The organism is Bradyrhizobium sp. AZCC 1693, from assembly GCF_036924745.1.
Taxonomy (GTDB): Bacteria; Pseudomonadota; Alphaproteobacteria; order Rhizobiales; family Xanthobacteraceae; genus Bradyrhizobium.
Window position 1 is genome coordinate 5855903 of the sequence record NZ_JAZHSD010000001.1, and the last position, 23870, is coordinate 5879772.

At 63.7% G+C, this 23870-nt stretch carries 18 protein-coding genes and 1 pseudogene; 9 read left to right on the plus strand and 10 right to left on the minus strand.

Going from position 1 to position 23870, the window contains the following annotated elements:
- Positions 1 to 2 precede the first annotated feature (2 nt).
- From V1293_RS27725 to V1293_RS27740, 4 genes are all read right to left on the minus strand, one after another.
- A complete protein-coding gene (locus tag V1293_RS27725; protein WP_334513902.1) occupies positions 3 to 881 on the minus strand; it encodes a branched-chain amino acid ABC transporter permease in 879 nt (292 codons plus the stop codon).
- A gap of 10 nt (positions 882 to 891) precedes the next feature.
- The gene (locus V1293_RS27730) at positions 892 to 1605 is read right to left on the minus strand and encodes an ABC transporter ATP-binding protein (RefSeq protein ID WP_334513904.1); all 714 of its coding nucleotides are present in this window, start codon (positions 1603 to 1605) and stop codon (positions 892 to 894) included.
- Positions 1602 to 2399 (minus strand): ABC transporter ATP-binding protein, encoded by a 798-nt coding sequence (locus V1293_RS27735; protein ID WP_334513906.1) that lies wholly within the window; start codon positions 2397 to 2399, stop codon positions 1602 to 1604. The genes V1293_RS27730 and V1293_RS27735 overlap by 4 nt, the downstream gene beginning before the upstream one ends.
- A gap of 69 nt (positions 2400 to 2468) precedes the next feature.
- Entirely contained in the window at positions 2469 to 3335 is an 867-nt protein-coding gene (locus V1293_RS27740) for an IclR family transcriptional regulator (protein WP_334513907.1), read from the minus strand.
- A 181-nt stretch (positions 3336 to 3516) separates the two neighbouring features.
- On the opposite strand from V1293_RS27740, the gene V1293_RS27745 reads away from it, so the two are divergent.
- From V1293_RS27745 to glpK, 6 genes are all read left to right on the plus strand, one after another.
- A complete protein-coding gene (locus tag V1293_RS27745; RefSeq protein ID WP_334513908.1) occupies positions 3517 to 5613 on the plus strand; it encodes a 3-hydroxyacyl-CoA dehydrogenase NAD-binding domain-containing protein in 2097 nt (698 codons plus the stop codon).
- A gap of 151 nt (positions 5614 to 5764) precedes the next feature.
- Positions 5765 to 7447, plus strand: a complete 1683-nt coding sequence (gene pimA, locus V1293_RS27750) for a dicarboxylate--CoA ligase PimA (protein ID WP_334513910.1) — start codon at positions 5765 to 5767, stop codon at positions 7445 to 7447.
- A gap of 174 nt (positions 7448 to 7621) precedes the next feature.
- Complete coding sequence (pimC, locus tag V1293_RS27755) at positions 7622 to 8812, plus strand: pimeloyl-CoA dehydrogenase large subunit (RefSeq protein ID WP_334513912.1); 1191 nt, start codon at positions 7622 to 7624, stop codon at positions 8810 to 8812.
- Between the two features lie 148 nt (positions 8813 to 8960).
- Positions 8961 to 10103: a pimeloyl-CoA dehydrogenase small subunit gene (gene pimD / locus V1293_RS27760; protein WP_334513914.1), complete on the plus strand. Its 1143-nt coding sequence runs from the start codon at positions 8961 to 8963 to the stop codon at positions 10101 to 10103.
- 123 nt (positions 10104 to 10226) lie between these two features.
- Positions 10227 to 11000, plus strand: a complete 774-nt coding sequence (locus V1293_RS27765) for an SDR family NAD(P)-dependent oxidoreductase (RefSeq protein WP_334513916.1) — start codon at positions 10227 to 10229, stop codon at positions 10998 to 11000.
- 209 nt (positions 11001 to 11209) lie between these two features.
- On the plus strand, positions 11210 to 12712 hold the full coding sequence (glpK, locus tag V1293_RS27770) for a glycerol kinase GlpK (RefSeq protein WP_334513918.1): 1503 nt from the start codon (positions 11210 to 11212) through the stop codon (positions 12710 to 12712).
- A 121-nt stretch (positions 12713 to 12833) separates the two neighbouring features.
- Here the strand turns inward: glpK and V1293_RS27775 are convergent, their stop codons facing one another.
- Positions 12834 to 13253, minus strand: coding sequence for a DUF6636 domain-containing protein (locus V1293_RS27775; RefSeq protein ID WP_334513919.1), 420 nt, complete (start codon positions 13251 to 13253; stop codon positions 12834 to 12836).
- A gap of 126 nt (positions 13254 to 13379) precedes the next feature.
- Here V1293_RS27775 and V1293_RS27780 point away from each other — a divergent pair, with 126 nt between their 5' ends.
- Positions 13380 to 14012 (plus strand): glutathione S-transferase family protein, encoded by a 633-nt coding sequence (locus V1293_RS27780; RefSeq protein WP_334516934.1) that lies wholly within the window; start codon positions 13380 to 13382, stop codon positions 14010 to 14012.
- A gap of 207 nt (positions 14013 to 14219) precedes the next feature.
- Here V1293_RS27780 and maiA read toward each other — a convergent pair whose 3' ends face one another.
- From maiA to metF, 3 genes and pseudogenes are all read right to left on the minus strand, one after another.
- A complete protein-coding gene (gene maiA, locus V1293_RS27785; RefSeq protein ID WP_334513921.1) occupies positions 14220 to 14882 on the minus strand; it encodes a maleylacetoacetate isomerase in 663 nt (220 codons plus the stop codon).
- A gap of 172 nt (positions 14883 to 15054) precedes the next feature.
- Positions 15055 to 18919 (minus strand): annotated as a pseudogene (gene metH, locus V1293_RS27790) (methionine synthase).
- 4 nt (positions 18920 to 18923) lie between these two features.
- Positions 18924 to 19838: a methylenetetrahydrofolate reductase [NAD(P)H] gene (metF, locus tag V1293_RS27795; protein ID WP_334513923.1), complete on the minus strand. Its 915-nt coding sequence runs from the start codon at positions 19836 to 19838 to the stop codon at positions 18924 to 18926.
- A gap of 384 nt (positions 19839 to 20222) precedes the next feature.
- On the opposite strand from metF, the gene V1293_RS27800 reads away from it, so the two are divergent.
- Positions 20223 to 21242: an LLM class flavin-dependent oxidoreductase gene (locus V1293_RS27800; protein ID WP_334513925.1), complete on the plus strand. Its 1020-nt coding sequence runs from the start codon at positions 20223 to 20225 to the stop codon at positions 21240 to 21242.
- A 150-nt stretch (positions 21243 to 21392) separates the two neighbouring features.
- On the opposite strand, the gene V1293_RS27805 is transcribed toward V1293_RS27800, so the two are convergent.
- Entirely contained in the window at positions 21393 to 22253 is an 861-nt protein-coding gene (locus V1293_RS27805; RefSeq protein WP_334513927.1) for a prephenate dehydratase, read from the minus strand.
- A 32-nt stretch (positions 22254 to 22285) separates the two neighbouring features.
- On the minus strand, positions 22286 to 23029 hold the full coding sequence (locus tag V1293_RS27810) for a 3-deoxy-manno-octulosonate cytidylyltransferase (protein ID WP_334513929.1): 744 nt from the start codon (positions 23027 to 23029) through the stop codon (positions 22286 to 22288).
- A 211-nt stretch (positions 23030 to 23240) separates the two neighbouring features.
- On the opposite strand from V1293_RS27810, the gene V1293_RS27815 reads away from it, so the two are divergent.
- A complete protein-coding gene (locus V1293_RS27815) occupies positions 23241 to 23792 on the plus strand; it encodes a c-type cytochrome (RefSeq protein ID WP_334513930.1) in 552 nt (183 codons plus the stop codon).
- Positions 23793 to 23870: the final 78 nt, after the last annotated feature.

The window sequence follows — 23870 nt, forward strand, 5'->3', positions numbered from 1 at the left end:
GATCAAACTCGCTTCACGATGGGCCGGCCAAACAGCCCAGCCGGTTTGACGACCAATACGGTGATGATCAGCGCGAGCGCGATCGGAAGTTTCAACTCGTTACCGACGCCGGGAATGTAGGTCCCGGCGAGATTTTCGAAGACGCCGACCAGGAAGCCGCCGATCACGGCGCCGAGCGGCGAGGTCAGGCCGCCGAGCACGGCCGCGGCGAAACCATAGATCAGTACGCCGCCCATCATGTTCGGCTCCAGGAACACCACCGGTGCGATCAGCATGCCGGCGATGGAGCCGATGGCGGCCGCCATGCCCCAGCCGAGAGCGATCATCCAGGAGGTATTGATACCGACCAGGCGGGCCGATTCAGGTAGCGAGGCCGCCGCGCGCATCGCAAGTCCCATCCGCGTGTACTGGAAGAACAGGAACAGCAGGATCAGCAGCAGCACGGTGACGCCGATCATGCCGGCCTGGTGGGTCGAGATCAGCTGGCTGCCGAGGAAGGGGGAAGATCCGAACGGGGTCGGATACTGCTTGATGGTGAAGTCCCAGATCAGGCCGGCCACCGAGTTGACGATGGCGAACAGCGCGATGAAGCCGGCGACGTTGGTCAAGACCGGCGCCTTCGCGAGCGGCTTGAACAGCAAGCGCTCGATCGCGATGCCGCCGACAAAGGAGAGTGCCAGCGTGAGGATGAAGGCCCACCAGTAGGGCACGCCCCACTGCATCATCTGCCAGGACATGAAGGTCGAGAACATCGCCATTTCGCCCTGGGCGAAATTCAGATGGTCGATCGCCTGATAGATCATCACGACCGCGAGCGCCATACAGGCATAGATCGCGCCCGTGGCGATGCCGGCCAGGACTTGGTTTGTAAACAGTTCCATGGCCAGCTCCTCAGTAGCCGAGATAGGATTTGCGGACGTCTTCGTTGGTCGCGATGTCCTTGGCGTTGCCCGACATCACGATCTTCCCGGTTTCGATCACATAGGCCTGGTCGGCGAGTTCCAGCGCCAGTTGCGCGTTCTGCTCGACCACCAGGATGGTGACCTTGTCCTCGCGGTTGATCTTGCCGAGAATCTTGAACAGCTCGCGCACGATCAGGGGCGCCAGGCCGAATGACGGCTCGTCCAGCAGCATCAGCCGCGGCCGCAGCATCAGCGCACGCGCAACCGCGAGCATCTGCTGCTCGCCGCCCGACAGCGTGCCCGCCTGCTGGGTATGGCGTTCCTTCAGCACCGGGAAGTGCTCGTACATACGCTCGATATCGGCGACGATGTTCTTCTTGTCGGTGCGGGTGATGGCCCCCAACTGCAGGTTTTCCTCCACCGTCATGGTGGTGAAGGTGCCGCGGCCCTGCGGCACATGCGCGATGCCGAGACGGACCACGTTTTCGGTCGACTTGCCGGACAGCGGCTTGCCCTCGAACTCGATCGCGCCGGTCGAACGCACCATGTTGCAGATCGCGCGCAAGGTGGTGGTCTTGCCGGCGCCGTTGGCGCCCAGCAGGGTGGTCAGGGAGCCTTCGTTGAGCGCGAAGGAGAGGCCGTGCAGCGCCTGGACCTGGCCGTAATAGGCGCGGAGATCCTTGATGTTGAGCATCGCGGTCATTGGTCCTTGCTCCCGAGATAGGCTTTGATGACATCCGGGTCGGCCTGGACCTGGGCCGGCGTTCCCTCGGCGAGCTTGCGGCCGAAGTTGAGGGCGACGACATGGTCGGCGATCGACATCACCAGACCCATGTGATGCTCGACCAGCAGCACGGTGAGGTGGCGCTCGTCGCGAAGCTTTCGGATCAGGTCGCCGAGGACGTAGACTTCCTCGTGGTTGAGGCCGCCGGCGGGCTCGTCGAGCAGCAGGATTTTCGGATCGGCGGCCAGCGCCCGTGCCAGCTCGACGCGCTTCTGGGTGCCGAACGGCAGGCCGGAAACCATGGTGTGGGCGACGTCATTGAGATTCAGGTAATCCAGAATCTCATGGACCTTCTTGTTGACCTCGGCTTCGAGGCGGCGAACTTTGCCGAGCTTCAGCGAGTCACTGACGATGTCGCTGGACGTGCGGGAATGCGTGCCGACGCGAACATTGTCGAGCACTGAAAGATTGGGAAACAGCGCGACGTTCTGGAAAGTGCGGCCGATGCCGATTTCGGCGATCCGGTGCGGCGGACGCGTCAGGATGCTCGCGCCCTCCATCAGGATATCGCCGGAAGACGGCTGATAGAGTCTGGAGAGGCAGTTGAACAGCGTGGTCTTGCCGGCGCCGTTCGGTCCGATCAGGCCGAGGATTGCGCCTTCGTGCATGTCGAAGGATACGCCATTCAGCGCGATGATGCCGCCGAACACGACGCTGACGTCGCGAACCGCGAGCAGGGGAGCATTTCCCTGCGCGAGCTGTGCCTGCGTCATCGCGTCCCGCCCGCCCTGATCACGGAGCGGAAATGACCTTGCGAATATTTTCGCCGGTCATGGTGAAGACTATCTGATCCCCTCGGCCAAACGTGCAACTTTCCCTCCTGGTTTTAGTTTTTTGTTGTCTGCTTTTTTGGATTGCGGTGCTGCGCCGCCCAGCGCTGCCTCGATTTTCCTTACCATCGTGACCAGGCGAGGTCCAATGTCGGTCAGCAAGCGATCTTCCGTAAAGCGGAATGCCGGCGCGCCGCAATTGAAGGCATACGGCCCGGTTCCGTCATTGAGCTTCAGCGCTACACCTACGGCGTGCACGTCGTTCTGCCATTCGCCTGCAGAAATCGCGAAGCCGTATTTCGCCACCGTTTCGCCCGAGCGTTCGATGCCTTCGCGCATCCGCGCCCATCGGCTGCCGTAATGGTCGCGCAGCTCGCGCAATAAAGAGGCACGTTCGTCGTCGGGCAGTGCCCAGATATAGGCGCGTCCCATTGCCGACGTCGCAATCGGTACGCGTGAACCGACGTCCAGCTGTACGCCGAGCGTCAACCCGTTACGGCTCTGCCCGAAATAGATCATGCTGTGACGGTCGCGTCCGCCGACGGCGACGGCGCCGCCGGTCTCGCGCATCAGTTCTTCACGATAGGGTTCGGACAAATGCCGAACGCCGAGATTGGCAAGGGCGGCATACCCCAGCGCCATGGCTGATGGCGCGAGCTGATACTTTTCGAAGCGCGGAACGGGTGTAAGATAACCCAGCTTGGTCAGGGTGTAGGTCAGCCGGGAAATGGTCGGCTTTGGCAAATTGGTGCGGGCGGCGAGTTCTTGATTGCCGAGCAGTCCGTCGTTGGGATGAAATGCGCGCAACACATCGAGTCCGCGGGAGAGTGCGACGACGAAGCTGCGATCGGTCGCCACCTTTTTCCCTGGACGCTTCATTACCCGTTACTGCTGATGAGCTCGTTGACAACGGACGTGCTTCAAAATAACCCTCCGTGTCAAGATGTGGAATTAAATTTCGCAGTGCGAAATTAGTAAAATCGACCGTAGCCACTCAACGCAAGTTGCGCGGCATCCAAGAACAAACGATCCAGAGAACAAACGATCCAGGGAGAGTCCCGTGAGCGAAGTGGTAAAACTCGAGCGTAATGACGTCATCGCCATCGTCACGGTCAACAGCCCTCCCGTCAACGCGCTGAGCGCGGCGGTGCGCGGCGGTATCTTGGAGTGCATGAAGAGCGCGATTGCGGATGCGGAAGTTAAGGCAATCGTGCTGACCTGTGCCGGCCGTACCTTCATCGCGGGCGCCGACATCACCGAATTCGGCAAGCCGCCGAAGCCCCCGGGCCTCGCCGAGGTGCTGGTTCTGATGGAGAACTCGCCGAAGCCGATCATTGCCGCCATTCACGGCACCGCGCTCGGCGGCGGCCTCGAAGTCGCACTGGCATGCCACTATCGCGTGGCCACCAAGGAAGCCAGGCTCGGCCTGCCCGAAGTGAAGCTCGGCCTGCTGCCGGGCGCCGGCGGTACCCAGCGGCTCCCGCGCGCGGTCGGCCCCGAACTCGCGGTCAAGATGATCGTCAGCGGCGATCCGATCGGCGCGGCGGAAGCGCTCAAGAACGGCCTGATCGAGGAGATCGTCGAAGGACCGGCTTCGGGCGGCAAGGCCTTTGCGCTCAAGGTGCTGGCCGAGAAGCGCCCGCTGCGCAAGCTGCGCGACGACGACTCCAAGCTTGCGGCGGCCAAGGCCGACATTTCGATCTTCACCAACGCAGTCGCAGCCCTGACCAAGAAGGCGCGCGGGCTGGAAGCGCCGTTCGCCGCCGCCGATGCGGTGCGCGCCGCCATTGAACTGCCGTTCGACGAAGGGTTGAAGAAGGAGCGCGAAGGTTTCCTCAAGCTGGTATCCAGCGACCAGTCCAAGGCGCAGCGCTATGCGTTCTTCTCCGAGCGCGAAGCCGCCAAGATCGCCGGCGTGCCCGAAGGCACCAAGCCGCGTCCGGTCGAGCGCGTCGCCATCATCGGCGCCGGTACCATGGGCGGCGGTATCGCGATGTCGTTCGCCAACGCCGGTATTCCGGTGACGCTGGTCGAGACCGGCGAGGAGCAGCTCAAGCGCGGCCTCGGCGTGATGCAGAAGAACTACGAGGCCACCGCGGCGCGTGGCGGTATCCCCGCGGATGCCCCGGCCAAGCGCATGGGCCTGATCACGGGCGTGGTCGGCCTGGAGAACGTCAAGGACGCTGACCTGGTGATCGAAGCCGTGTTCGAAACCATGGCGGTCAAGAAGGAAGTGTTCGAGGCGCTCGACAAGCACGCCAAGCCGGGCGCGGTGCTCGCTTCCAACACCTCGTACCTCAACATCGACGAGATCGCGAAAGTGACAAAGCGTCCGCAGGACGTGCTCGGCATGCACTTCTTCTCGCCTGCCAACGTCATGAAGCTGTGCGAGATCGTCCGCGCCGAAAAAACCGCGCCCGATGCGTTGACGACCGCGGTGTCGATCGCGCGCAAGATTGCAAAGGTGCCGGCCGTGGTCGGCGTCTGCGACGGCTTTGTCGGCAACCGCATGCTGGCCCAGCGCGGCAAGCAGTCGGAAAAGCTGCTGTTCGAAGGCGCGTTGCCGCAGCAGGTCGATGCCGTGGTGACGAGGTTCGGCATGCCGATGGGCCCGTTCGCGATGAGCGATCTCGCCGGCCTCGATATCGGCTGGCGTTCGCGGAAAGACCGCGGCATCAAGTCGGAAATCGCCGACGCGCTGTGCGAGGCCGGGCGCTTCGGCCAGAAGACCGGCAAGGGTTACTACAAGTATGAAGCAGGCTCCCGCGCGGCGCTGCCCGATCCGGAAGTCGAGAAGCTGATCGACGAGACGCTGCAGCGCCTCGGCCGCAAGAAGCGGGTCGTCAGCGACGACGAGATCTTGGAGCGCATGATGTACCCGATGATCAACGAGGGTGCGCGCATCCTCGAAGAGGGCATCGCGGCGCGTCCGAGCGACATCGACGTGATCTGGCTCTACGGCTATGGCTGGCCGATCTATCGCGGCGGCCCGATGTTCTACGCCGACCAGGTCGGTCTCAAGCACATCGCCGATCGGCTCTCCTACTACGCCAAGGAGACCAATGATCCCTCGCTCGAACCGGCTCCGCTGCTCAAGCGTCTCGCCGCCGAAGGCAAGACCTTTGCGTCGCTGGCCGCGCAGTCGAAGGCGGCTTGATGGGGCACTGCTCTCACCGCACGTCATTCCGGGATGGTGCGTTAGCACCAGACCTCAGATGTGCACTGCACATCGGGGAATCTCGAGATTCCGGGTTCGCTCGCTGGCCGCGAGCGCCCCGGAATGACGACTTGGGGCGCTGAAAGCTTCCATGACCCATCCCGGCGAACAGTTCTATCCGGAAGGCGTCCGCTGGGACGATCCGATCGCGCGCGGAACGTTGCCGGACTTGTTGTCGGAGGCCGCCGCCGAATTCGCCTCGCGGCCGGCGATCGAATTCCGCGACCGGCCGATCAGCTACGCCGAACTGGAAGACAAGGTCGAGATTGCCGCCGGCGCGTTTCTTCGCGCCGGCTACGGCAAGAACCATTCGGTCGCGCTGTTCCTCGGCAATTCGCCGGATCATCCCGTCAATTTCTTCGGCGCGCTGAAGGCGGGTGCCCGCGTCGTGCACCTGTCACCGCTCGATGGCGAGATCGCGCTGTCGCACAAGCTTACGGACTCCGGCGCGCGGGTGCTGGTCACCAGCAATCTGTCGGCGCTGTTGCCGACCGCGCTGAAGTTTCTCGCTCACGGCCTGCTCGACCGCCTGATCGTCTGCGAGGACGATCACTGGGGCAAGGTCGGCACGCCGCAGACGGCGCTGCCGAATAATCCGAAGATCATCACCTACCGGCAATTCACCGATGGCGCGGCGAAGCCGGCGCAATGGCCCGCGATCTCGGCCGATGACGTCGCGCTGCTGCAATATACCGGCGGCACGACAGGGCTTCCAAAAGGCGCCATGCTGAGCCACGGCAACCTGACCTCGGCGGTGTCGGTCTACGACGTCTGGGGCAGGCCAGCGCGCGCCGAGCGCAACGCCATCGAGCGCGTGATCTGCGTGTTGCCGCTGTTCCACATCTACGCGCTGACGGTGGTGCTGCTCTCCGCGATCCGGCGCGGCCATCTGATCTCGCTGCATCAACGTTTCGACGTCGAGGCTGTCATGCGCGACATCGAGGTCAAGCGCGCCACTTCATTCCCGGGCGTGCCGACGATGTGGATCGCGATCGCAGCACTTCCCGATCTCGACAAGCGCGACCTGTCCTCGCTGGTGTCCTGCGGCTCCGGCGGCGCGCCGCTGCCGGTCGAGGTCGCCAAAATCTTCGAGCGCCGGGTCGGCATGAAGCTGAAGAGCGGCTGGGGCATGACCGAGACCTGCTCGCCCGGCACGGCTCACCCCAAGGAAGGTCCGGACAAATCAGGCTCGATCGGGTTGATGCTGCCCGGCATCGAGATGGACGTGGTGTCGCTGGAAGACCCGACCAAATTGATGCCGGTAGGCGAGGCCGGCGAAATCCGCATCCGCGGACCGAACGTCACCAAGGGCTACTGGAACCGGCCGAAGGAAACCGCCGAAGCCTTCGTCGGCGACCGCTTCCTCACCGGCGACATCGGCTACATGGACGCCGACGGCTACTTCTATCTGGTCGACCGCAAGAAGGACATGATCATCTCCGGCGGCTTCAACGTCTATCCGCAGATGATCGAACAGGCGATATACACGCATCCGTCGGTGCAGGAAGTGATCGTGATCGGCATCCCCGATGACTATCGTGGCGAGGCCGCCAAGGCCTTCATCAAGCTGCGCAACGACGCCAAGCCGTTCACGCTGGACGAACTGCGCGCCTTCCTCACCGGCAAGCTCGGCAAGCACGAGATTCCGGCCGCGGTCGATTTCGTCAACGAGCTGCCGCGCACGCCGGTCGGGAAATTATCGCGCCACGAATTGCGGATGCAGCAACAGCCTTCGCAGGCCAAACAGCAACTCGTTTCAGGAGGTCGTTCCTAACTTCACTGTCGTCCCGGCCTTGAGCCGGGACCCATACGCCGCGGCCTGGCGTAAGGGCAATCTGGCAGACGATCTTTGCAACTGAGGCCGGTGGTTATGGGTCCCTGCGTTCGCAGGGACGACGATAGAGAACAGTTCGCGTTACAGAGTCAAATTCGCTCACAGGAGGATCCGATGGATCTCGCTTTCAGCAAGGAAGAAATCGCGTTTCGTGAGGAGGTGAGGGCCTTCTTCCGGGACAACGTGCCGCCGGAAACGCGGCGCAAGATGGTGGAGGGGCGTCACCTCTCCAAGGACGAGATGGTCGCCTGGTGGCGCATCCTGAACAAGAAGGGCTGGGGCTGCTCGCACTGGCCGAAGGAATATGGCGGCACCGGGTGGACCTCGGTGCAGCACTATATTTTCAACGAAGAGCTGCAGATGCACCCGGCGCCGGCGCCGCTTGCGTTTGGCGTCAGCATGGTCGGCCCCGTCATCTACACCTTCGGCAACGAGAAGCAGAAGAAGCAGTATCTGCCGCGCATCGCCAATGTCGACGACTGGTGGTGCCAGGGCTTTTCGGAGCCCGGCTCGGGATCGGACCTCGCTTCGCTCAAGACCAAGGCCGAGCGCAAGGGCGACAAATATATCATCAACGGCCAGAAGACCTGGACCACGCTGGCGCAGCACGCCGACATGATCTTCTGCCTGTGCCGCACCGACACCACTGCGAAGAAGCAGATGGGCATCTCCTTCATTGTTTTCGACATGAAGTCGAAGGGCGTCACCGTGCGCCCGATCGAGACCATCGACGGCGGCCATGAGGTCAACGAAGTGTTCTTTGATGACGTCGAGGTGCCGGTCGAGAATCTGATCGGCGAGGAGAACAAGGGCTGGGATTACGCAAAGTTCCTGCTCGGCAACGAGCGCACCGGCATCGCCCGCGTCGGCGTCTCCAAGGAGCGGCTGCGCCGCATCAAGGATCTCGCCTCCAAGGTCGAACAGAACGGCAAGCCCGTGATCGAGGACCAGGGCTTCCGCGAAAAACTCGCCGCCTGCGAGATCGAGCTGAAGGCGCTCGAGCTCACGCAGCTCCGCGTCGTCGCGGATGAAGGCAAGCACGGCAAGGGCAAGCCCAACCCGGCGTCCTCGGTGTTGAAGATCAAGGGTTCGGAAATCCAGCAGACCACGACCGAACTTTTGATGGAAGTGATCGGCCCGTTCGCCGCACCCTACGACGTGCATGGCGATGACGGCTCCAACGAGACCATGGACTGGACCGCCCAGATCGCGCCGAGCTACTTCAACAACCGCAAGGTCTCGATCTACGGCGGCTCCAACGAGATCCAGCGCAACATCATCACCAAGGCGGTGCTGGGGCTTTAAGGTCGCAATACGCGACCGCACGCACCGTCGTCATGGCCGGGCTTGACCCGGCCATCCACGTCTTGACGCAAGGAAAGCAAGACGTGGATGCCCGGGACACGCCCGGGCATGACGGAGAAAATTTGGTTATCTGGAGAAAGTAACGAACATGGATTTTGATTTGTCCGAGGAGCAGCGCCTTCTCAAGGAAAGCATCGACGGTCTCCTGACCGATTCCTACGATTTCGATGCGCGCAAGAAGTACCAGAAGGAGAAGGGCGGCTGGAGCAAGGCCGTCTGGGGCAAGCTCGCCGAGCAGGGTCTGCTCGGCCTGCCGTTCGCCGAAGCCGATGGCGGCTTTGGCGCCGGCGCGGTCGAGACCATGATCGTGATGGAAGCGCTCGGCAAGGCGCTGGTGCTGGAGCCGTATCTCGCCACCGTCGTGATCGGCGGCGGCTTCCTGCGCCATGGCGGCTCGGCCGGGCAGAAAGCCGCCCACATCCCCGGCATCATCGACGGCAGCAAGACCTTTGGGTTTGCGCAGCTCGAGAAGAATTCGCGCTACGATCTCGGCGATGTCGCGACATCAGCCAAGAAGAAGGGGTCGGGATGGGTGATCGACGGCGAAAAGTTCGTCGTGCTCAACGGCGAGAACGCCGACACCCTGATCGTGACCGCGCGGACCAAGGGCGGCCAGCGTGACAAGACCGGCATCGGCGTGTTCATCGTGCCGGCGAATGCCAAGGGCGTCACCCGCAAGGGCTATCCGACCCAGGACGGCCTGCATGCCGCCGACATCACGCTGACCGGCGTCGAGGTCGGCGCCGATGCCGCGATCGGCGATCCCGAGAACGCTCTGCCGCTGATCGAGCGCGTGGTGGATGAAGCCCGCACCGCGATGTGCGCGGAAGCCGTCGGCGCGATGGATGAATCGCTGAAGAGCACGGTCGAATATCTCAAGACCCGAAAACAGTTCGGCGTGCCGATCGGCAGCTTCCAGACCCTGCAGCACCGCGCCGCCGACATGTTCGTGGCGCTCGAGCAGGCCCGCAGCATGTCGATGTTTGCGACCATGGCGGCCGATTTCGACAGCGCCAAGGAGCGCGCGACCGCGGTCGCCGCCGCCAAGGTGCAGATCGGCAAATCAGGCAAGTTCATCGGCCAGCAGTCGATCCAGCTTCACGGCGGCATCGGCATGACGCAGGAGGCCAAGATCGGCCACTACTTCAAGCGGCTCACCATGATCGAGAATACGTTTGGCGACACCGACTACCACCTCCGCCGCGTCACCGACGCGGGTGGGCTGGTGTAGTTGCATCTGTCATTGCCGGGCTTGACCCGGCAATCCATCGCTTTTCGAAAGATGGATGCCCGGGTCAAGCCCGGGCATGACGAGCCGTTGTGACGCAAAACGGATAACAGGGAGAAAACAACAATGAAAAACACCCCGTTCGATCTCACCGGAAAAGTCGCCATCATCACCGGCTCGAGCCGCGGCATCGGCCGCTCTTCCGCCGAACTGCTCGCCAAGCTCGGCGCAAAGGTCGTGATCTCCAGCCGCAAGGCCGATGCCTGCCACGAAGTCGCCGACGGCATCAAGGAAGCGGGCGGCGACGCCCATGTCATTCCCTGCAACATCTCCCGCCGCGACGAAGTCGAGGCGCTGATCGCAGGCACGACCAAGCATTACGGCAAGGTCGACATCCTCGTCTGCAACGCCGCGGTGAACCCCTATTACGGCCCGCTGCTCGACATCAAGGACGAGGCCTTCGACAAGATCATGGGCTCCAACGTCAAGAGCAACATCTGGCTCTGCGCGCTGGCGATCCCGCAAATGGCGGCACGAGGCAACGGCTCGGTGGTGATCATCTCGTCGATCGGCGGCTTGCGCGGTTCCACCGTGATCGGCGCCTATGGCATCTCCAAGGCCGCCGATTTCGCGCTGTGCCGCAGCCTCGCCGGCGAATGGGGCCCGAAGGGCGTCCGCGTTAACTGCGTCGCGCCGGGCCTGGTGAAGACCGATTTCGCCAAGGCGCTGTGGGAAGACCCTGACAATCTCAAGCGCCGCACCGCCACCACCCCGCTCCGCCGCATCGGCGAACCCGACGAAATCGCCGGCGCCGTGGCCTATCTGGCCTCCGATGCTTCGACGTTCATGACCGGCCAGACCATCGTGGTCGATGGCGGCGTGACGACGGCGGCGACGTAGGTCGTACCCCACACTGTCGTCCCTGCGAACGCAGGGACCCATACCGCGTTGTGCCCTCGGCTCAAGCCGGGTTGGCAGACGCTTTCCGCAACAATGAATGCCGGTGGTGGATCCCTGCTTTCGCAGGGACGACAGCGGAGTGATATTGACGAACGGAGCCCAATCCGCTCCCTTGGGCAGCAACCAAAACCTCCCGGGGAAGCAACGTCATGTCCTTTGTGCTGGCCATCGATCAGGGCACCACGTCCTCACGCGCCATCGTGTTTCGCAGCGACATCTCCATCGCCGCCACGGCGCAGCAGGAATTCCCGCAGCATTTCCCGGCCTCCGGTTGGGTCGAGCACGAGCCGGAGGACATCTGGACCTCGACCATCACAGTCTGCCGCGCCGCGCTGGAAAAGGCCGGCCTCAAAGCGAAAGACATCGCCGCGATCGGCATCACCAACCAGCGCGAGACCACCGTCGTGTGGGACCGCGCGACGGGGCAGGCCGTGCACCGCGCCATCGTCTGGCAGGACCGCCGCACATCAGACATCTGCGCCAAACTCAAAGCCGAAGGCCACGAGCCTGGCATTTCGGCCAAGACCGGCCTGATCATCGATCCCTATTTCTCCGGCACGAAAGTCGCATGGATCCTCGATCACGTCCCGGGCGCGCGCGAACGCGCCGGGCGCGGCGAGCTGATGTTCGGCACCGTGGATTGCTATCTGCTGTGGCGGCTGACCGGCGGCAAGGTGCACGCCACCGACGCCACCAACGCCTCGCGCACGCTGCTGTTCAACATCCACACCGGCGAGTGGGACGATGAGCTCTTAAAACTCCTGCGCGTGCCGCGCTCGATGCTGCCCGAGGTAAAAGACTCCTCCGCCAAATTCGGCGACAGCGACGCCGATCTGTTCGGCGGCTCGATCGCCATTTCAGGCATCGCCGGCGACCAGCAGGCCGCCACCATCGGCCAGGCCTGCTTCACCCCCGGCATGATCAAGTCGACCTACGGCACCGGCTGCTTTGCGCTGCTCAACACCGGCACCACGCCGGTCGCCTCGAAGAACAAGCTGCTCACCACCATCGCCTATCAACTCAACGGCAAACGCACCTACGCCCTCGAAGGCTCGATCTTCGTCGCCGGAAGCGCCGTGCAATGGCTGCGCGATGGGCTGGGCATCATCAAGCAGGCCTCCGAGACCGGCCCCCTCGCCGACAAGTCCGATTCCATGCAGAGCGTCTATCTGGTGCCGGCCTTCGTCGGCCTCGGCGCCCCCTACTGGAATCCCCGCGTCCGCGGCGCGCTGTTCGGCCTCACCCGCAACACCGGCCCCGCTGAACTCGCCCATGCCGCGCTGGAAAGCGTCTGCTACCAGACCTACGATCTCCGCGAAGCGATGCGCGCCGACTGGCCCGGCGAGAAGGCCGCCAACGTGCTCCGCGTCGACGGCGGCATGACCGCCTCCGACTGGACCATGCAGCGCCTCGCGGACCTGCTCGACGCGCCAGTCGACCGTCCGATGATCCAGGAAACCACGGCGTTAGGGGCCGCCTATCTCGCGGGACTACAGGCCGGCGTCTATCCCGAACCCGCAAAGTTCGCCGACAACTGGCGGCTCGAACATCGCTTCAAGCCGGCGATGAGTGCGGCGACGCGCGAGCGGAAGTTGGCAGGCTGGGCGCGGGCGGTGAGGGGCGTGCTGGCGAGCGATGAGGGGGAGGATTAGCCCTATCTCACCGTCATGCCCGCGCCTGTCGCGGGCATCCACGTCTTGCTTCCCTTCTTCGAAGCGAAGACGTGGATGGCCGGGTCAAGCCCGGCCATGACGAGGAGAGGGCTGTGCGTTCTCAAAAAATGTCCTGCTTCGACCGCGCCAGCGAGAATCCGCGCCGGTCCGCGTTGAAGCAGGTCACGCCCGTCTGCTCCGACCTGCACGTAAACCCGCCGCGCTGCCACACCTCGCCATAGCCAAGCACCGGCAGCGACTTGTCCATCACGGTGTCGCCGTGGCAGAGGCGCACGGCGGGGCCCTTGGCGTTCATCTCGAAGGCGCCGCCGTAGTCGAGGTCGCAATCGGCCGGGCGGCGCGGCTTGGTTTCCATGGCGCTGATGTCGCAGCGGAGCGTGTTCTGCTTGTCGTAGTCGAAATACTGGCAGGCGATGTTTTTGGATGGCGATTGGAAACCGGCGGGACCGGATTGGGCGTGGGCGGTGGCGGCAAATGTCAGCAAGGACAGTATGAGCAGGACGCGTGGCAGAGGTGGCAATGTCGTTCTCCCGGTCTCAGAACGTCATGCCCGGACTTGATCCGGGCATCCTCCGCCTTCAATATGATCACTTCAAAGTAGATGGATGGCCGGGTCAAGCCCGGCCATGACGAGGTGAAAGAAATCATGATCCTGATCGGCCAATTCGACTCCCCCTTTGTCCGCCGCGTCGCCATCGCCATGCGGCTCTATGGCATCGCCTTCGAGCACAAGCCGTGGTCGACCTTCGGCGATGCCGACAAGATCGCGGCTTATAACCCGCTGCGGCGGGTGCCGACGCTGGTGCTGGACAGCGGCGAGGCGCTGATCGAGAGCGCGATGATCCTGGATCATCTCGACGATGTCGTCGGCCCCGAAAAAGCGATGATTGCGCGGAGCGGCGAGGCGCGGCGGCGGCATTTGCGGATTTGCGCGCTGGCGATGGGGCTTGGCGACAAGGGCGTCAGCCTGCTGTACGAGCGCGTGCTGCGGAAGGAGAAGCAGCTCGATCTCTGGGTCGAGCGCTGCAAGTCGCAGATATCGGGCGTGCTGGAGGTGCTGGAGAAGGAGCGGGAGGCGGTCAAGACGCCGTACTGGTTCGGCGAGAAGATCGGCCACGCCGATGTCGCGGTCGCCTGCGTGCTGCGCTTTGTCGGCGAGGCGCATCCCGAACTGTTCGACGCCAGCTATCGGGCGCTGAGGGCGCATGCCGCCGCTTGCGAGGCGCTGCCGCCGTTCCAGGACATCGTGCAGCCGCTGGCGCCGCCCAGCGGCGATTGAGCTCGGCGGGGCCGGGCCACGGCCGCGGAGCCTTTTTGACGCGAACCGGTCTCCACTTCGCTGGAAAACGCTCTTGCCGCGGCCGCTGCGCTTGCACGCGCGTGAGCCGCAGGCCCAATCCTACTTTGCATGGGGTTGTTTTCGCGATTTTGTCAGGCCGGGTGCGGCGTGTCCGGGGAGTCGCGCCGCCGGGTGGCCAGCTCGCTTTCAGGCCTTGGGCTGCATAGCTTCTGGCGTGTCCGGCTGCGCCAGCGGGTGGGCCTTCGCAAACTCCGGCAGCGCCATCGCGGTTTCGAAGATGCGCTTCACGGTCGGCCATGCCGCGAGATCGATCTGTTGTGAGATCGCGATGGTGACATGCCCGACCATGCAGATGTCGGCGAGCGTCGGCAGATCGCCATGACAGAACTGGCCCGTATGCCCGTTGCCTGCCAGATGCCCCTCCAGCGCGGCCAGCGTCTCGACGATCCAGTGCCGCCGCCATGCCGCCTGCTGGCTGTCGCGCAGGTTGAGTTCGTGGTCGAGATAGCGCCGCACCCGCGGCGTCAGCAGCGGATGGCCCTCGCAGGCCACCATCAGCGCCAGCGCGCGGACGCGGGCGCGGCCGCTGATGTCAGCGGGCAAGAGCGGCGGCGTCGGATATTTCTCGTCGAGATATTCGAGGATCGCGAGCGACTGGAACAGCGTGGTGCCGTCATCCTCGACCAGCGCCGGCAGCGCCATCTGCGGATTGATCTTGCGATATTCGGCGTCACGATGCGCGTTGGCGTCGAGATCGACGAAGATCACCTCAGCCGGAACGTTTTTCAGATTGAGCGCGATCCGCACGCGAAAACTCGCCAGCGATCGCCAGAAGGAGAAGAATTTCATGGGCACCCCGCATCTCTCTTCCCCTCTCCCCTTGTGGGAGAGGGGTGGATCAATCGCGCGAAGCACGATTGAGACGGGTGAGGGGTTCTTTCCGCGGAGACAGACCCCTCATCCGGCACGGACTTCGTCCGCGCCACCTTCTCCCACAAGGGGAGAAGGGAAGAAAGTGGCTCTACGCTCCGACAGCCTTCTTCCGATATGCCAGATGCACCGCGCAATTGCAGCCCGGCGGATGGGAGGCGACGTCGTTGGCGGGGACGATCTCGGCCACCGTCGGGGCCTTCGCAGCCGCCTGTTCCTGCGACGGAATGTAGTTCAGCACCGGCGCCAGCCAGCGCTCGGTCTCGGCGACGCTCATGCCCTTGCGCGCGGCGTAATCCTCGACCTGGTCGCGCTCGATCTTGCCGACGCCGAAATAGAAGCTTTCGGGATGGGAAAAATAAAGCCCCGACACCGACGAGCCCGGCCACATCGCAAAGCTCTCGGTCAGCTTGACGCCGGCGGTGTTCTGCGCATCGAGCAGGCGGAACAGCGTCGCCTTCTCGGTGTGATCGGGCTGCGCGGGATAGCCGGGCGCGGGGCGGATGCCGGCGTATTGCTCCAGGATCAACTGGTCGGAAGCGAGCGCCTCGTCCGGGGCGTAGCCCCAGAATTCCTTGCGCACGCGCTGATGCAGCCGTTCGGCAAAGGCTTCCGCCAGGCGATCGGCCAGCGCCTTGCACAGGATCGAGGAGTAATCGTCATTGGCGTTCTTGAAGCGATCGGCGACGGCGTCCTCGCCGATCCCGGCGGTGACGACGAAGGCGCCGATATAGTCAGGCACGCCGGACGAGGGCGGGCGCGATGAAATCCGACAGCGCGGCGTTGAAGCGGCCTTCGCGCTTCTCCAGTTGCTGGCGCAGCGTGTGGAAGGTCGCGATCTTCTTGTTTCGCGCATCGTCCGCATAGACGGCGATATCGTCGCCATCGGCATTGGCCGGCCAGAAACCGATGGTGGCGCGGGCCTTGAACCATTTTTCCTTGATGATGCGGTCGAGCATCTTGCGGGCGTCGTCATAGAGCGAACGCGCAACTTCGCCGATCTTGGGATCGTCGAGGATCGCGGGGAAACGTCCGGTCAATTCCCAGGTCTGGAAGAACGGCGTCCAGTCGATGTACTCGGCGAGCTCGGCGAGATCATAGGCGTCAAAACTCCTGATGCCGAGGAACGAGGGCTTCTTCGGCGGCGACTGGGCGAAGTCGGCCTTCACCGCATTGGCGCGGGCGTCCGCGAGTTTCAGCCGCTTCTTGTCGGCCTGCGCGCGGAAATGCGCTGCGGAAATTTTGGCGTATTCGGCGCGGATGTCGGCGGCATAGGCATCGCGCCGCTCGGGCGAGAGCAGCGACGACGCCACGCCGACGGCGCGGCTGGCGTCGTTGACGTGCACCACCGGGCCGCCCTTGTAGTTCGGGTCGATCTTGACGGCGGTATGGACGCGGCTCGTGGTGGCGCCGCCGATCAACAGCGGCATCTTCATGCCCTGCCGCTCCATTTCGCCGGCCAGAAAGCTCATCTCGTCGAGCGAGGGCGTGATCAGGCCGGACAGCCCGATGATATCGGCGCCTTCCGCCTTCGCGGTCTCGATGATCTTGCTGGCGGGCACCATGACGCCGAGGTCGATCACCTCGAAATTGTTACATTGCAGCACGATGCCGACGATGTTCTTGCCGATGTCGTGGACGTCGCCCTTGACGGTGGCGAGCACGATCTTGCCGGCGGCGTTGCGGCCGTCGCCGGTCACGCCGTTCGCAAGGTTGCGCGCCTTCTCTTCTTCCATGAACGGCATCAGGTAGGCGACCGCCTGCTTCATCACGCGCGCCGATTTCACCACCTGCGGCAGGAACATTTTGCCGTCGCCAAAGAGGTCGCCGACGATGTTCATGCCGGCCATCAAGGGACCTTCGATGACGTTGAGCGGCCGCTCCACCTTTTTTCGCGCGGCTTCGGTGTCTTCCTCGATGAATTCGGTAATGCCGTGCACCAGCGCATGCGAGAGCCGCTTCTCGACCGGCCATTCGCGCCAGGCCAGATCCTGCTCCTTGGTCTGCTTCTCCTTGCCACGGAATTTCTCCGCCAGCGCCAGCAGCCGCTCGGATGCGTTCGCGTCGCGGTTCAGGATGACGTCCTCGCAGACCTGCCGCAGCTCGGGATCGATGTCGTCATAGACGATCATCTGCCCGGCATTGACGATGCCCATGTCCATGCCGGCGTGGATGGCATGATACAGGAACACCGAATGCATCGCCTCGCGCACCGGCTCGTTGCCGCGGAACGAGAACGAGAGATTCGAGACGCCGCCGGAGATATGCGCATGCGGCAGGTTCTGGCGGATCCAGCGCGTCGCCTCGATGAAGTCGACGCCGTAATTATTGTGCTCTTCAAGCCCGGTCGCGATCGCAAAGATGTTCGGATCGAAGATGATGTCCTCAGGGGGAAATCCGACCTCGTTGACCAGGATGTCGTAGGCGCGCTTGCAGATCTCGGTCTTGCGCGCGAACGTATCGGCCTGGCCGACCTCGTCGAACGCCATCACCACGACCGCCGCCCCATGACGGCGCGCAATGCGGGCCTCGTGGATGAATTTCTCCACGCCTTCCTTCATCGAGATCGAGTTCACGACAGGCTTGCCCTGAACGCATTTCAGGCCGGCCTCGATCACGTGGAATTTCGAGGAGTCGACCATCACGGGGACGCGGGCGATATCGGGCTCGGCGGCGACGAGGTTGAGGAACGTCACCATCGCCGCTTCGGAATCGAGCAAGCCCTCGTCCATGTTGACGTCGATGATCTGGGCGCCGTTCTCGACCTGGTCGCGCGCCACCTGAAGCGCCGCGGTGTAATCGCCCGCGGTGATCAGCTTGCGGAATCTTGCCGAACCGGTGACGTTGGTACGCTCGCCGACGTTGACGAACGGGATCGCCGGCGTCAGCTCGAACGGCTCGAGGCCCGAGAGCCGCAGGCGCGGCTCGATCGTGGGAACCGCGCGCGGCTTGTGCGGGGCAACCGCGGCGGCAATCGCCGCGATATGGTCCGGCGTGGTGCCGCAGCAGCCGCCGACGATATTGACGAGGCCGGCCTCGGCAAATTCGCCGATCAGCCGCGCCATGTATTCCGGCGTCTCGTCATACTGGCCGAACTCGTTGGGCAAGCCGGCGTTCGGATACGCACAGACCAGCGTATCGGCGACGCGGCCGATATCGGCGATATGGGCGCGCAGGTCTTCGGCGCCGAGCGCGCAGTTGAATCCGATGGTGATCGGCCTGGCGTGGCGCACCGAATTCCAGAACGCTTCCGGCAATTGCCCCGACAGCAACCGGCCCGATTTGTCGGTGATGGTGCCCGAGATCATCACGGGCACGTCGATGCCGCGTTCTTCGGTGATTTCCGAAATCGCGTAGAGCGCGGCCTTGGCGTTCAGCGTGTCAAAGATAGTTTCGACAAGCAGCATGTCGGCGCCGCCGTCGAGCAGGCCGTTGATCTGTTCGCCATAGGCCTTGCGCAGATCGTCGAAGGTGACGGCGCGATAGCCGGGGTTGGAAACGTCGGGCGAGATCGAAGCGGTGCGATTGGTCGGCCCCAATGCGCCGGCGACGAAGCGCGGCTTGCCGTCCTCGGCGCTGACGCGCATCGCGGCGGCACGGGCGAGTTTTGCGCCGTCGCGGTTCAGTTCATAGGCGAGGTCCGACATGTCGTAGTCGGCCTGCGCGATCGAGGTCGAGGAGAACGTATTTGTCGCGACGATGTCGGCGCCCGCACGCAAGTAAGCCACGTGGATATCCTCGATCGCCTGCGGCTGCGTCAGGATCAAAAGATCGTTGTTGCCTCTGACATCGCGATGGAAGTCCGCAAATCGCTGCCCCCGAAACGCGGCCTCGTCATACTGCAGGCCCTGGATCATGGTGCCCATGGCGCCGTCGAGCACCAGGATGCGCTCGCGGGCGGCGGCGAGCAGGGCGGTACGCTTTGGCGAAATCTTGGGCGAAATCGAAACACTCATCGGATCAGGCGGCTTTCTGTGCGCCATTGGGGCGAATGCCCAGCAAATGGCTGATCGCAAACACGAGGTCCGCGCGGTTCATGGTGTAGAAGTGAAAGGTATCGACGCCGTGTTTTGCCAGTTTTTGCACCTGGCCGGCGGCGACGGTGGCGGCAACGAGCTTGCGCGTCTCGGCGTCGTCGTCGAGCCCTTCGAACTTGTCGGCGAGCCAGCCCGGCACCGTGGTGCCCGCCCGCGTCACGAAGCTGCGCGCCTGCTTGAAATTGTGCATCGGCATGATGCCGGGCACGACCGGAATGTCGATGCCGCGGGCGCGGACACGATCGAGGTAGCGGAAGTAGAGGTCGTTATCGAAGAACACCTGCGTGATGGCGCGCGCCGCGCCGGCATCGACCTTGGCTTTCAGCGTGTCGATGTCGGCATCGATGGTCGGGCTCTCCGGATGCTTTTCGGGATAGGCCGAAACCGAGATTTCGATATCGGGATAGCGCTTCTTGATGCCTTCGATCAGGTCGGGCGAGCTCTGGTAGCCCTCTGGATGCGCGCGATAGGCGGTGCCGATGCCGGTGGTCGGATCGCCGCGCAGCGCCACGATATGGCGCACGCCGATCTCGTGATAGCGCGCCACCACGTCGTCGATCTCGCCCTTCGGCGCGCCGACGCAGGTCAGATGCGCGGCCGGCGTCAGGCGGGTTTCTTTCAGGATACGGGCAATGGTCGAATGGGTACGCTCACGCGTGGATCCCCCGGCGCCATAGGTCACCGACACGAAATTCGGCGTCAGCGGCGCCAGCCGGTTGATGGTCTCCCACAGGCTCCGCTCCATCTCTTCCGTCTTGGGCGGAAAGAACTCGAAGGAAATCTTCGGCGAATGCAGCGCGCGATGGCCGGCAACGGCGGGGGGCGTAACTTCGGTCATGGCGCTTCACAAAGCTCCGAAAGAATGGACGGACATCAGGCCTGGCGGCAGTCAGCTAAAATAGGCCAAACGAGCCCAGCCAAACAGCCCATCGTGCATGGGAAGTGGCCCAATAATTGTAAAAATATGCGAAATATGGACTTTACGAGAATAGCGGTGGGCTGTAACGATTTGGATAATTGTAAAGTAAATCATATAGTTGGATATATTTCAGCCCCCAAGGAAGTGCTCTGAATTGTGGGCAGATAGTCATTTTTGCGCGCTTGTCACGTGCCGTCCCACTCCCTTGGTCCGCGTCCTCCCGCTGCTTTTCCCTACAAGCGCGGGCCTGATCTGCGCCGGCCGGGCCTTTGTAGCCCTCGCGTGCCGCACTAGTTTAGCGCCATGATCCCGCTTTCAGTCCTCGACCTCTCCGTCGTCACCACAGGCACCCGTCCGGCCCACGCGCTGCAGAACAGCATCGATCTGGCGCGCCATGTCGATGGGCTCGGCTATGTCCGCTACTGGCTTGCCGAGCACCACAATCTGGCTTCGGTGGCGAGCCCGGCGCCCGACTTGATGATCGGGCAGATCGCGGCGGTGACGAAGAATATCCGCGTCGGCTCCGGCGGCGTGATGCTGCCCAACCACGCGCCGCTGGTGGTGGCCGAACGCTTCAAGATGCTGGAGGCGCTGTTTCCCGGCCGCATCGATCTCGGCCTCGGCCGCGCGCCCGGCACCGATGGCGCCACCGCGCACGCGCTGCGCAGCCGGCTCGATCGCCGCGAGGGCGACGATTTTCTCGAACGCTTGAGTGAACTGGTGTTGTGGGAGACCCGCGGTTTTCCACCCGGCCATCCCTACAACAATGTGGTGGCGATGCCCGATGACACGCCGCTGCCGCCGATCTGGCTGCTCGGCTCTTCCGACTATAGTTCGGAGTTGGCGGCGCAGGTCGGCATGGGCTTCGCGTTCGCCCATCATTTTGCGTCCTATGACGCGATCGCGGCGATGACCAACTACCGCAGCCACTTCAAGCCGTCCGGCTGGCGGGAAGGCCCGCACGGCATTCTCGCCGTCGCTGCGGTAGCTGCCGAAACCGATGCGGAAGCCGAACAGCTCGCTTCCTCGATGGACCTCAACCGCCTGCGCCGCGACCGCGGGCAATACCTGCCGCTGCCGAGCGTCGAGGAAGCGCTGGCCTATGATTATACGGATGCCGAGCGCGCCTCGGTCATGCGCAACCGCTCGCGGCTGTTCGTCGGCAGTCCCGCGACGATCCTGTCGAAGCTTGAGCCGATGATCACCGCGAGTCAGCCGGCTGAACTGATGATCATCACCGCCGTCTACGACCACGACGCGCGCAAGAGGTCGTATAGTCTGCTGGCCAATGCATTCGGATTGGGGAAGAAGGCGGCCGCGTAACAAATGTCGTCCCTGCCTAGTGCGCAATTGCGCACGGGCGCAGGGACCCATACCGCGTGATCTATCGATAGCGCGGTTTGGCTGACGCCTTCCAAAGCAATTGCGTTCGGTGGCTATGGGTCCCTGCGTTCGCAGGGACGACAGATGGATTTACTCCGCCTTCTCGCTGAACGTCGCCCGAAACGGATGCCCGGGGTAGACGCCGACGATACGAAACTCCCGCGAGAAGAACTTCAACTCCTCCAGCGCAAAGGCCAGCCCGCGATCGTCAGGATGGCCGTCGACGTCGGCATAGAATTGCGTGGCGGAGAATTCGCCGTCGACCATGTAGCTTTCCAATTTCGTCATGTTGACGCCATTGGTGGCGAAACCGCCGAGCGCCTTGTAGAGCGCGGCCGGCAGGTTGCGTACCCGGAAAACAAAAGTGGTGACCAGCGGTCCCGAGCTCTGTTCGGCCCACTTCGCCTCGCGCGCCAGCACCACGAAGCGCGTGGTGTTGTGGGCCTCGTCCTCGACGTCCTCGGCCAGGATATCGAGGCCGTAGATTTTCGCGGCAAGGCGCGAGGCGATCGCGGCGACGGCCTTGTCACCGCGCTCGGAGACATCGCGCGCGCTGCCGGCGGTGTCGGCCGCGACGATCGGCTTGATGCCGAGCTTTCGGATGATGCGTCGGCACTGGCCCAGCGCATGGACATGGCTCTCCACCGTCTTGATGTCGGTGAGCTTTGTCCCGCGCACCGCCATCAACTGGTGGCGGATCGGCAAAAACCATTCACCGACGATGAACAGGCCGGAGGCCGGCAGCAGATGATGGATATCGGCGACGCGGCCGGCGACCGAATTCTCGATCGGGATCATGCCGAGATCGGCCTCTCCGGAGGAGATCGCCGACAGCGCGTCCTCGAAGGTCGCGCACGGCAACGGCTCGGCATCGGGATAGGCCTCGACGATGGCGATATGGGAATTGGCGCCAGGCTCGCCCTGGAATGCGATTTTGAGTTTCTTGGTCATGGCGGGCCTTTTAGCAGCCGGTCAGGCCTTGGCTAGTATGTCCTGGCTAGTATCTTGCGGGCGGTTTCGAGGTCGGCTGGGGTGTCGACGCCGCGGGGGACGCTGTCGACGATGGTGATGTCGATCCGCATCCCGGCCTCCAGCGCGCGCAACTGCTCGAGCTTCTCCTGCTGCTCCAGCGGAGACGGGGGTAGCGCCACGAACCTTTCCAGCGCGGCGCGGCGGTAGGCGTAGAGGCCGATGTGGTGGTAGCGCGGCCCGTCGCCATGGGGCGCCGTGGCGCGGGTGAAATAGAGCGCCCGAAGCCGGTTCGGGCCGACCGGCGAGCCGACCGCCTTTACCACGCTGGGGGCCTGATCTTCTTCCTCGGTATGGATCTGCGAGGCCAGCGTCGCAATGTCGACGGTGGGGTCGTCGAGCGGCGGCAGCGCGGCGCGGATCGTATCCGGCGCGATCGTAGGAAAGTCGCCCTGCAGGTTGACCACAATCTCGGCCCGGCCATCGGGATCGATCGTCCGCATGGCCTCATGGATCCGGTCGGAGCCGGAAGGATGATCGGCACGGGTCATCACCACCTCGCCGCCGGCGGCCTTCACCGCGGCTGCGATCTCCGGCGTGTCGGTGGCGACCGCCACCCGGCCGATTTTGGCCTCCTCGGCCCGCCGCAATACGTGGACGATCATCGGCACGCCGCCGATGTCGAGCAGCGGCTTGCCGGGCAGGCGGGTCGCCGCCATGCGGGCGGGAATCAGTACCAGAATGCGGGTTTCGGTCATCCGGAACGAGGTCAGTCGGCCAGCAAAACAGGCCGGAAATAATGGGGGACTGGCGGAAAGTCGGGGCGTTTATACGGGTTGCCAGAGCCCGGGCAAACCGATATCTCAACCCCTGCTGAGGGTGCGGCGCGAAAGGCTGATTCCTGATGCGCACCCGCGGCCGTTTTGCCGGCCTTCAGTCGACCTTTCCGGCCTGGAGCCTGATCCAACTATGGACTCCTTCGAACTCAACAAGATTCTCGGTGCCATCCTCGGCACCTGCCTCGTTGTCCTGGTGACGAGCTTTGCCGCGCATGCGATTTTCGCGCCCGTGAAGCCGGAAAAACCGGGCTTCGAGATCGCTGTCAAGGAAGACGCCTCCCACGGTGGCGCAAAGGAAGCCGCAGCTCCCTCCGAGCCGATCGAGAAGCTGCTGCAGACTGCTTCCGTTGAGAAGGGCGCCGCCGCCGCCAAGAAGTGCGCCGCCTGCCACACCTTCGAAAAGGGCGGCCCCAACCGCGTCGGCCCGAACCTCTACGGCGTCGTCAACGAGAAGAAAGGCGAGGGGCGCGGCGGTTTCAATTTCTCGGCTGCGATGAAGGGCAAGGGCGGCACTTGGACCTTTGACGATCTCAACAAATTCATAGCCAACCCGAAGGGCTTTGTTCCCGGCACCGCGATGGGCTTTGCCGGCATTCAGAAAGACAGCGAGCGCGCCGACGTGATTGCCTATCTGCGCACCCTTTCGGACAACCCGGCTCCGCTGCCGACCGCGGCGAAGTAAAGCTATCGACCGCCTTACAGGGTTTGATCGGATTGCGGCCAGGCATTGCCTGGCCGTTGTCTTATGGGTCCCTTGGCC

What these genes read in the sequence shown, in the direction of transcription:
- V1293_RS27725 (WP_334513902.1), bottom strand. Translation starts at nt 881, where the DNA reads ATGGAACTGTTTACAAACCAAGTCCTGGCCGGCATCGCCACGGGCGCG.
- V1293_RS27730 (WP_334513904.1), bottom strand. Translation starts at nt 1,605, where the DNA reads ATGACCGCGATGCTCAACATCAAGGATCTCCGCGCCTATTACGGCCAG.
- V1293_RS27735 (WP_334513906.1), bottom strand. Translation starts at nt 2,399, where the DNA reads ATGACGCAGGCACAGCTCGCGCAGGGAAATGCTCCCCTGCTCGCGGTT.
- V1293_RS27740 (WP_334513907.1), bottom strand. Translation starts at nt 3,335, where the DNA reads ATGAAGCGTCCAGGGAAAAAGGTGGCGACCGATCGCAGCTTCGTCGTC.
- pimA (WP_334513910.1), top strand. Translation starts at nt 5,765, where the DNA reads ATGACCCATCCCGGCGAACAGTTCTATCCGGAAGGCGTCCGCTGGGAC.
- pimC (WP_334513912.1), top strand. Translation starts at nt 7,622, where the DNA reads ATGGATCTCGCTTTCAGCAAGGAAGAAATCGCGTTTCGTGAGGAGGTG.
- pimD (WP_334513914.1), top strand. Translation starts at nt 8,961, where the DNA reads ATGGATTTTGATTTGTCCGAGGAGCAGCGCCTTCTCAAGGAAAGCATC.
- V1293_RS27765 (WP_334513916.1), top strand. Translation starts at nt 10,227, where the DNA reads ATGAAAAACACCCCGTTCGATCTCACCGGAAAAGTCGCCATCATCACC.
- glpK (WP_334513918.1), top strand. Translation starts at nt 11,210, where the DNA reads ATGTCCTTTGTGCTGGCCATCGATCAGGGCACCACGTCCTCACGCGCC.
- V1293_RS27780 (WP_334516934.1), top strand. Translation starts at nt 13,380, where the DNA reads ATGATCCTGATCGGCCAATTCGACTCCCCCTTTGTCCGCCGCGTCGCC.
- maiA (WP_334513921.1), bottom strand. Translation starts at nt 14,882, where the DNA reads ATGAAATTCTTCTCCTTCTGGCGATCGCTGGCGAGTTTTCGCGTGCGG.
- metF (WP_334513923.1), bottom strand. Translation starts at nt 19,838, where the DNA reads ATGACCGAAGTTACGCCCCCCGCCGTTGCCGGCCATCGCGCGCTGCAT.
- V1293_RS27800 (WP_334513925.1), top strand. Translation starts at nt 20,223, where the DNA reads ATGATCCCGCTTTCAGTCCTCGACCTCTCCGTCGTCACCACAGGCACC.
- V1293_RS27805 (WP_334513927.1), bottom strand. Translation starts at nt 22,253, where the DNA reads ATGACCAAGAAACTCAAAATCGCATTCCAGGGCGAGCCTGGCGCCAAT.
- V1293_RS27810 (WP_334513929.1), bottom strand. Translation starts at nt 23,029, where the DNA reads ATGACCGAAACCCGCATTCTGGTACTGATTCCCGCCCGCATGGCGGCG.
- V1293_RS27815 (WP_334513930.1), top strand. Translation starts at nt 23,241, where the DNA reads ATGGACTCCTTCGAACTCAACAAGATTCTCGGTGCCATCCTCGGCACC.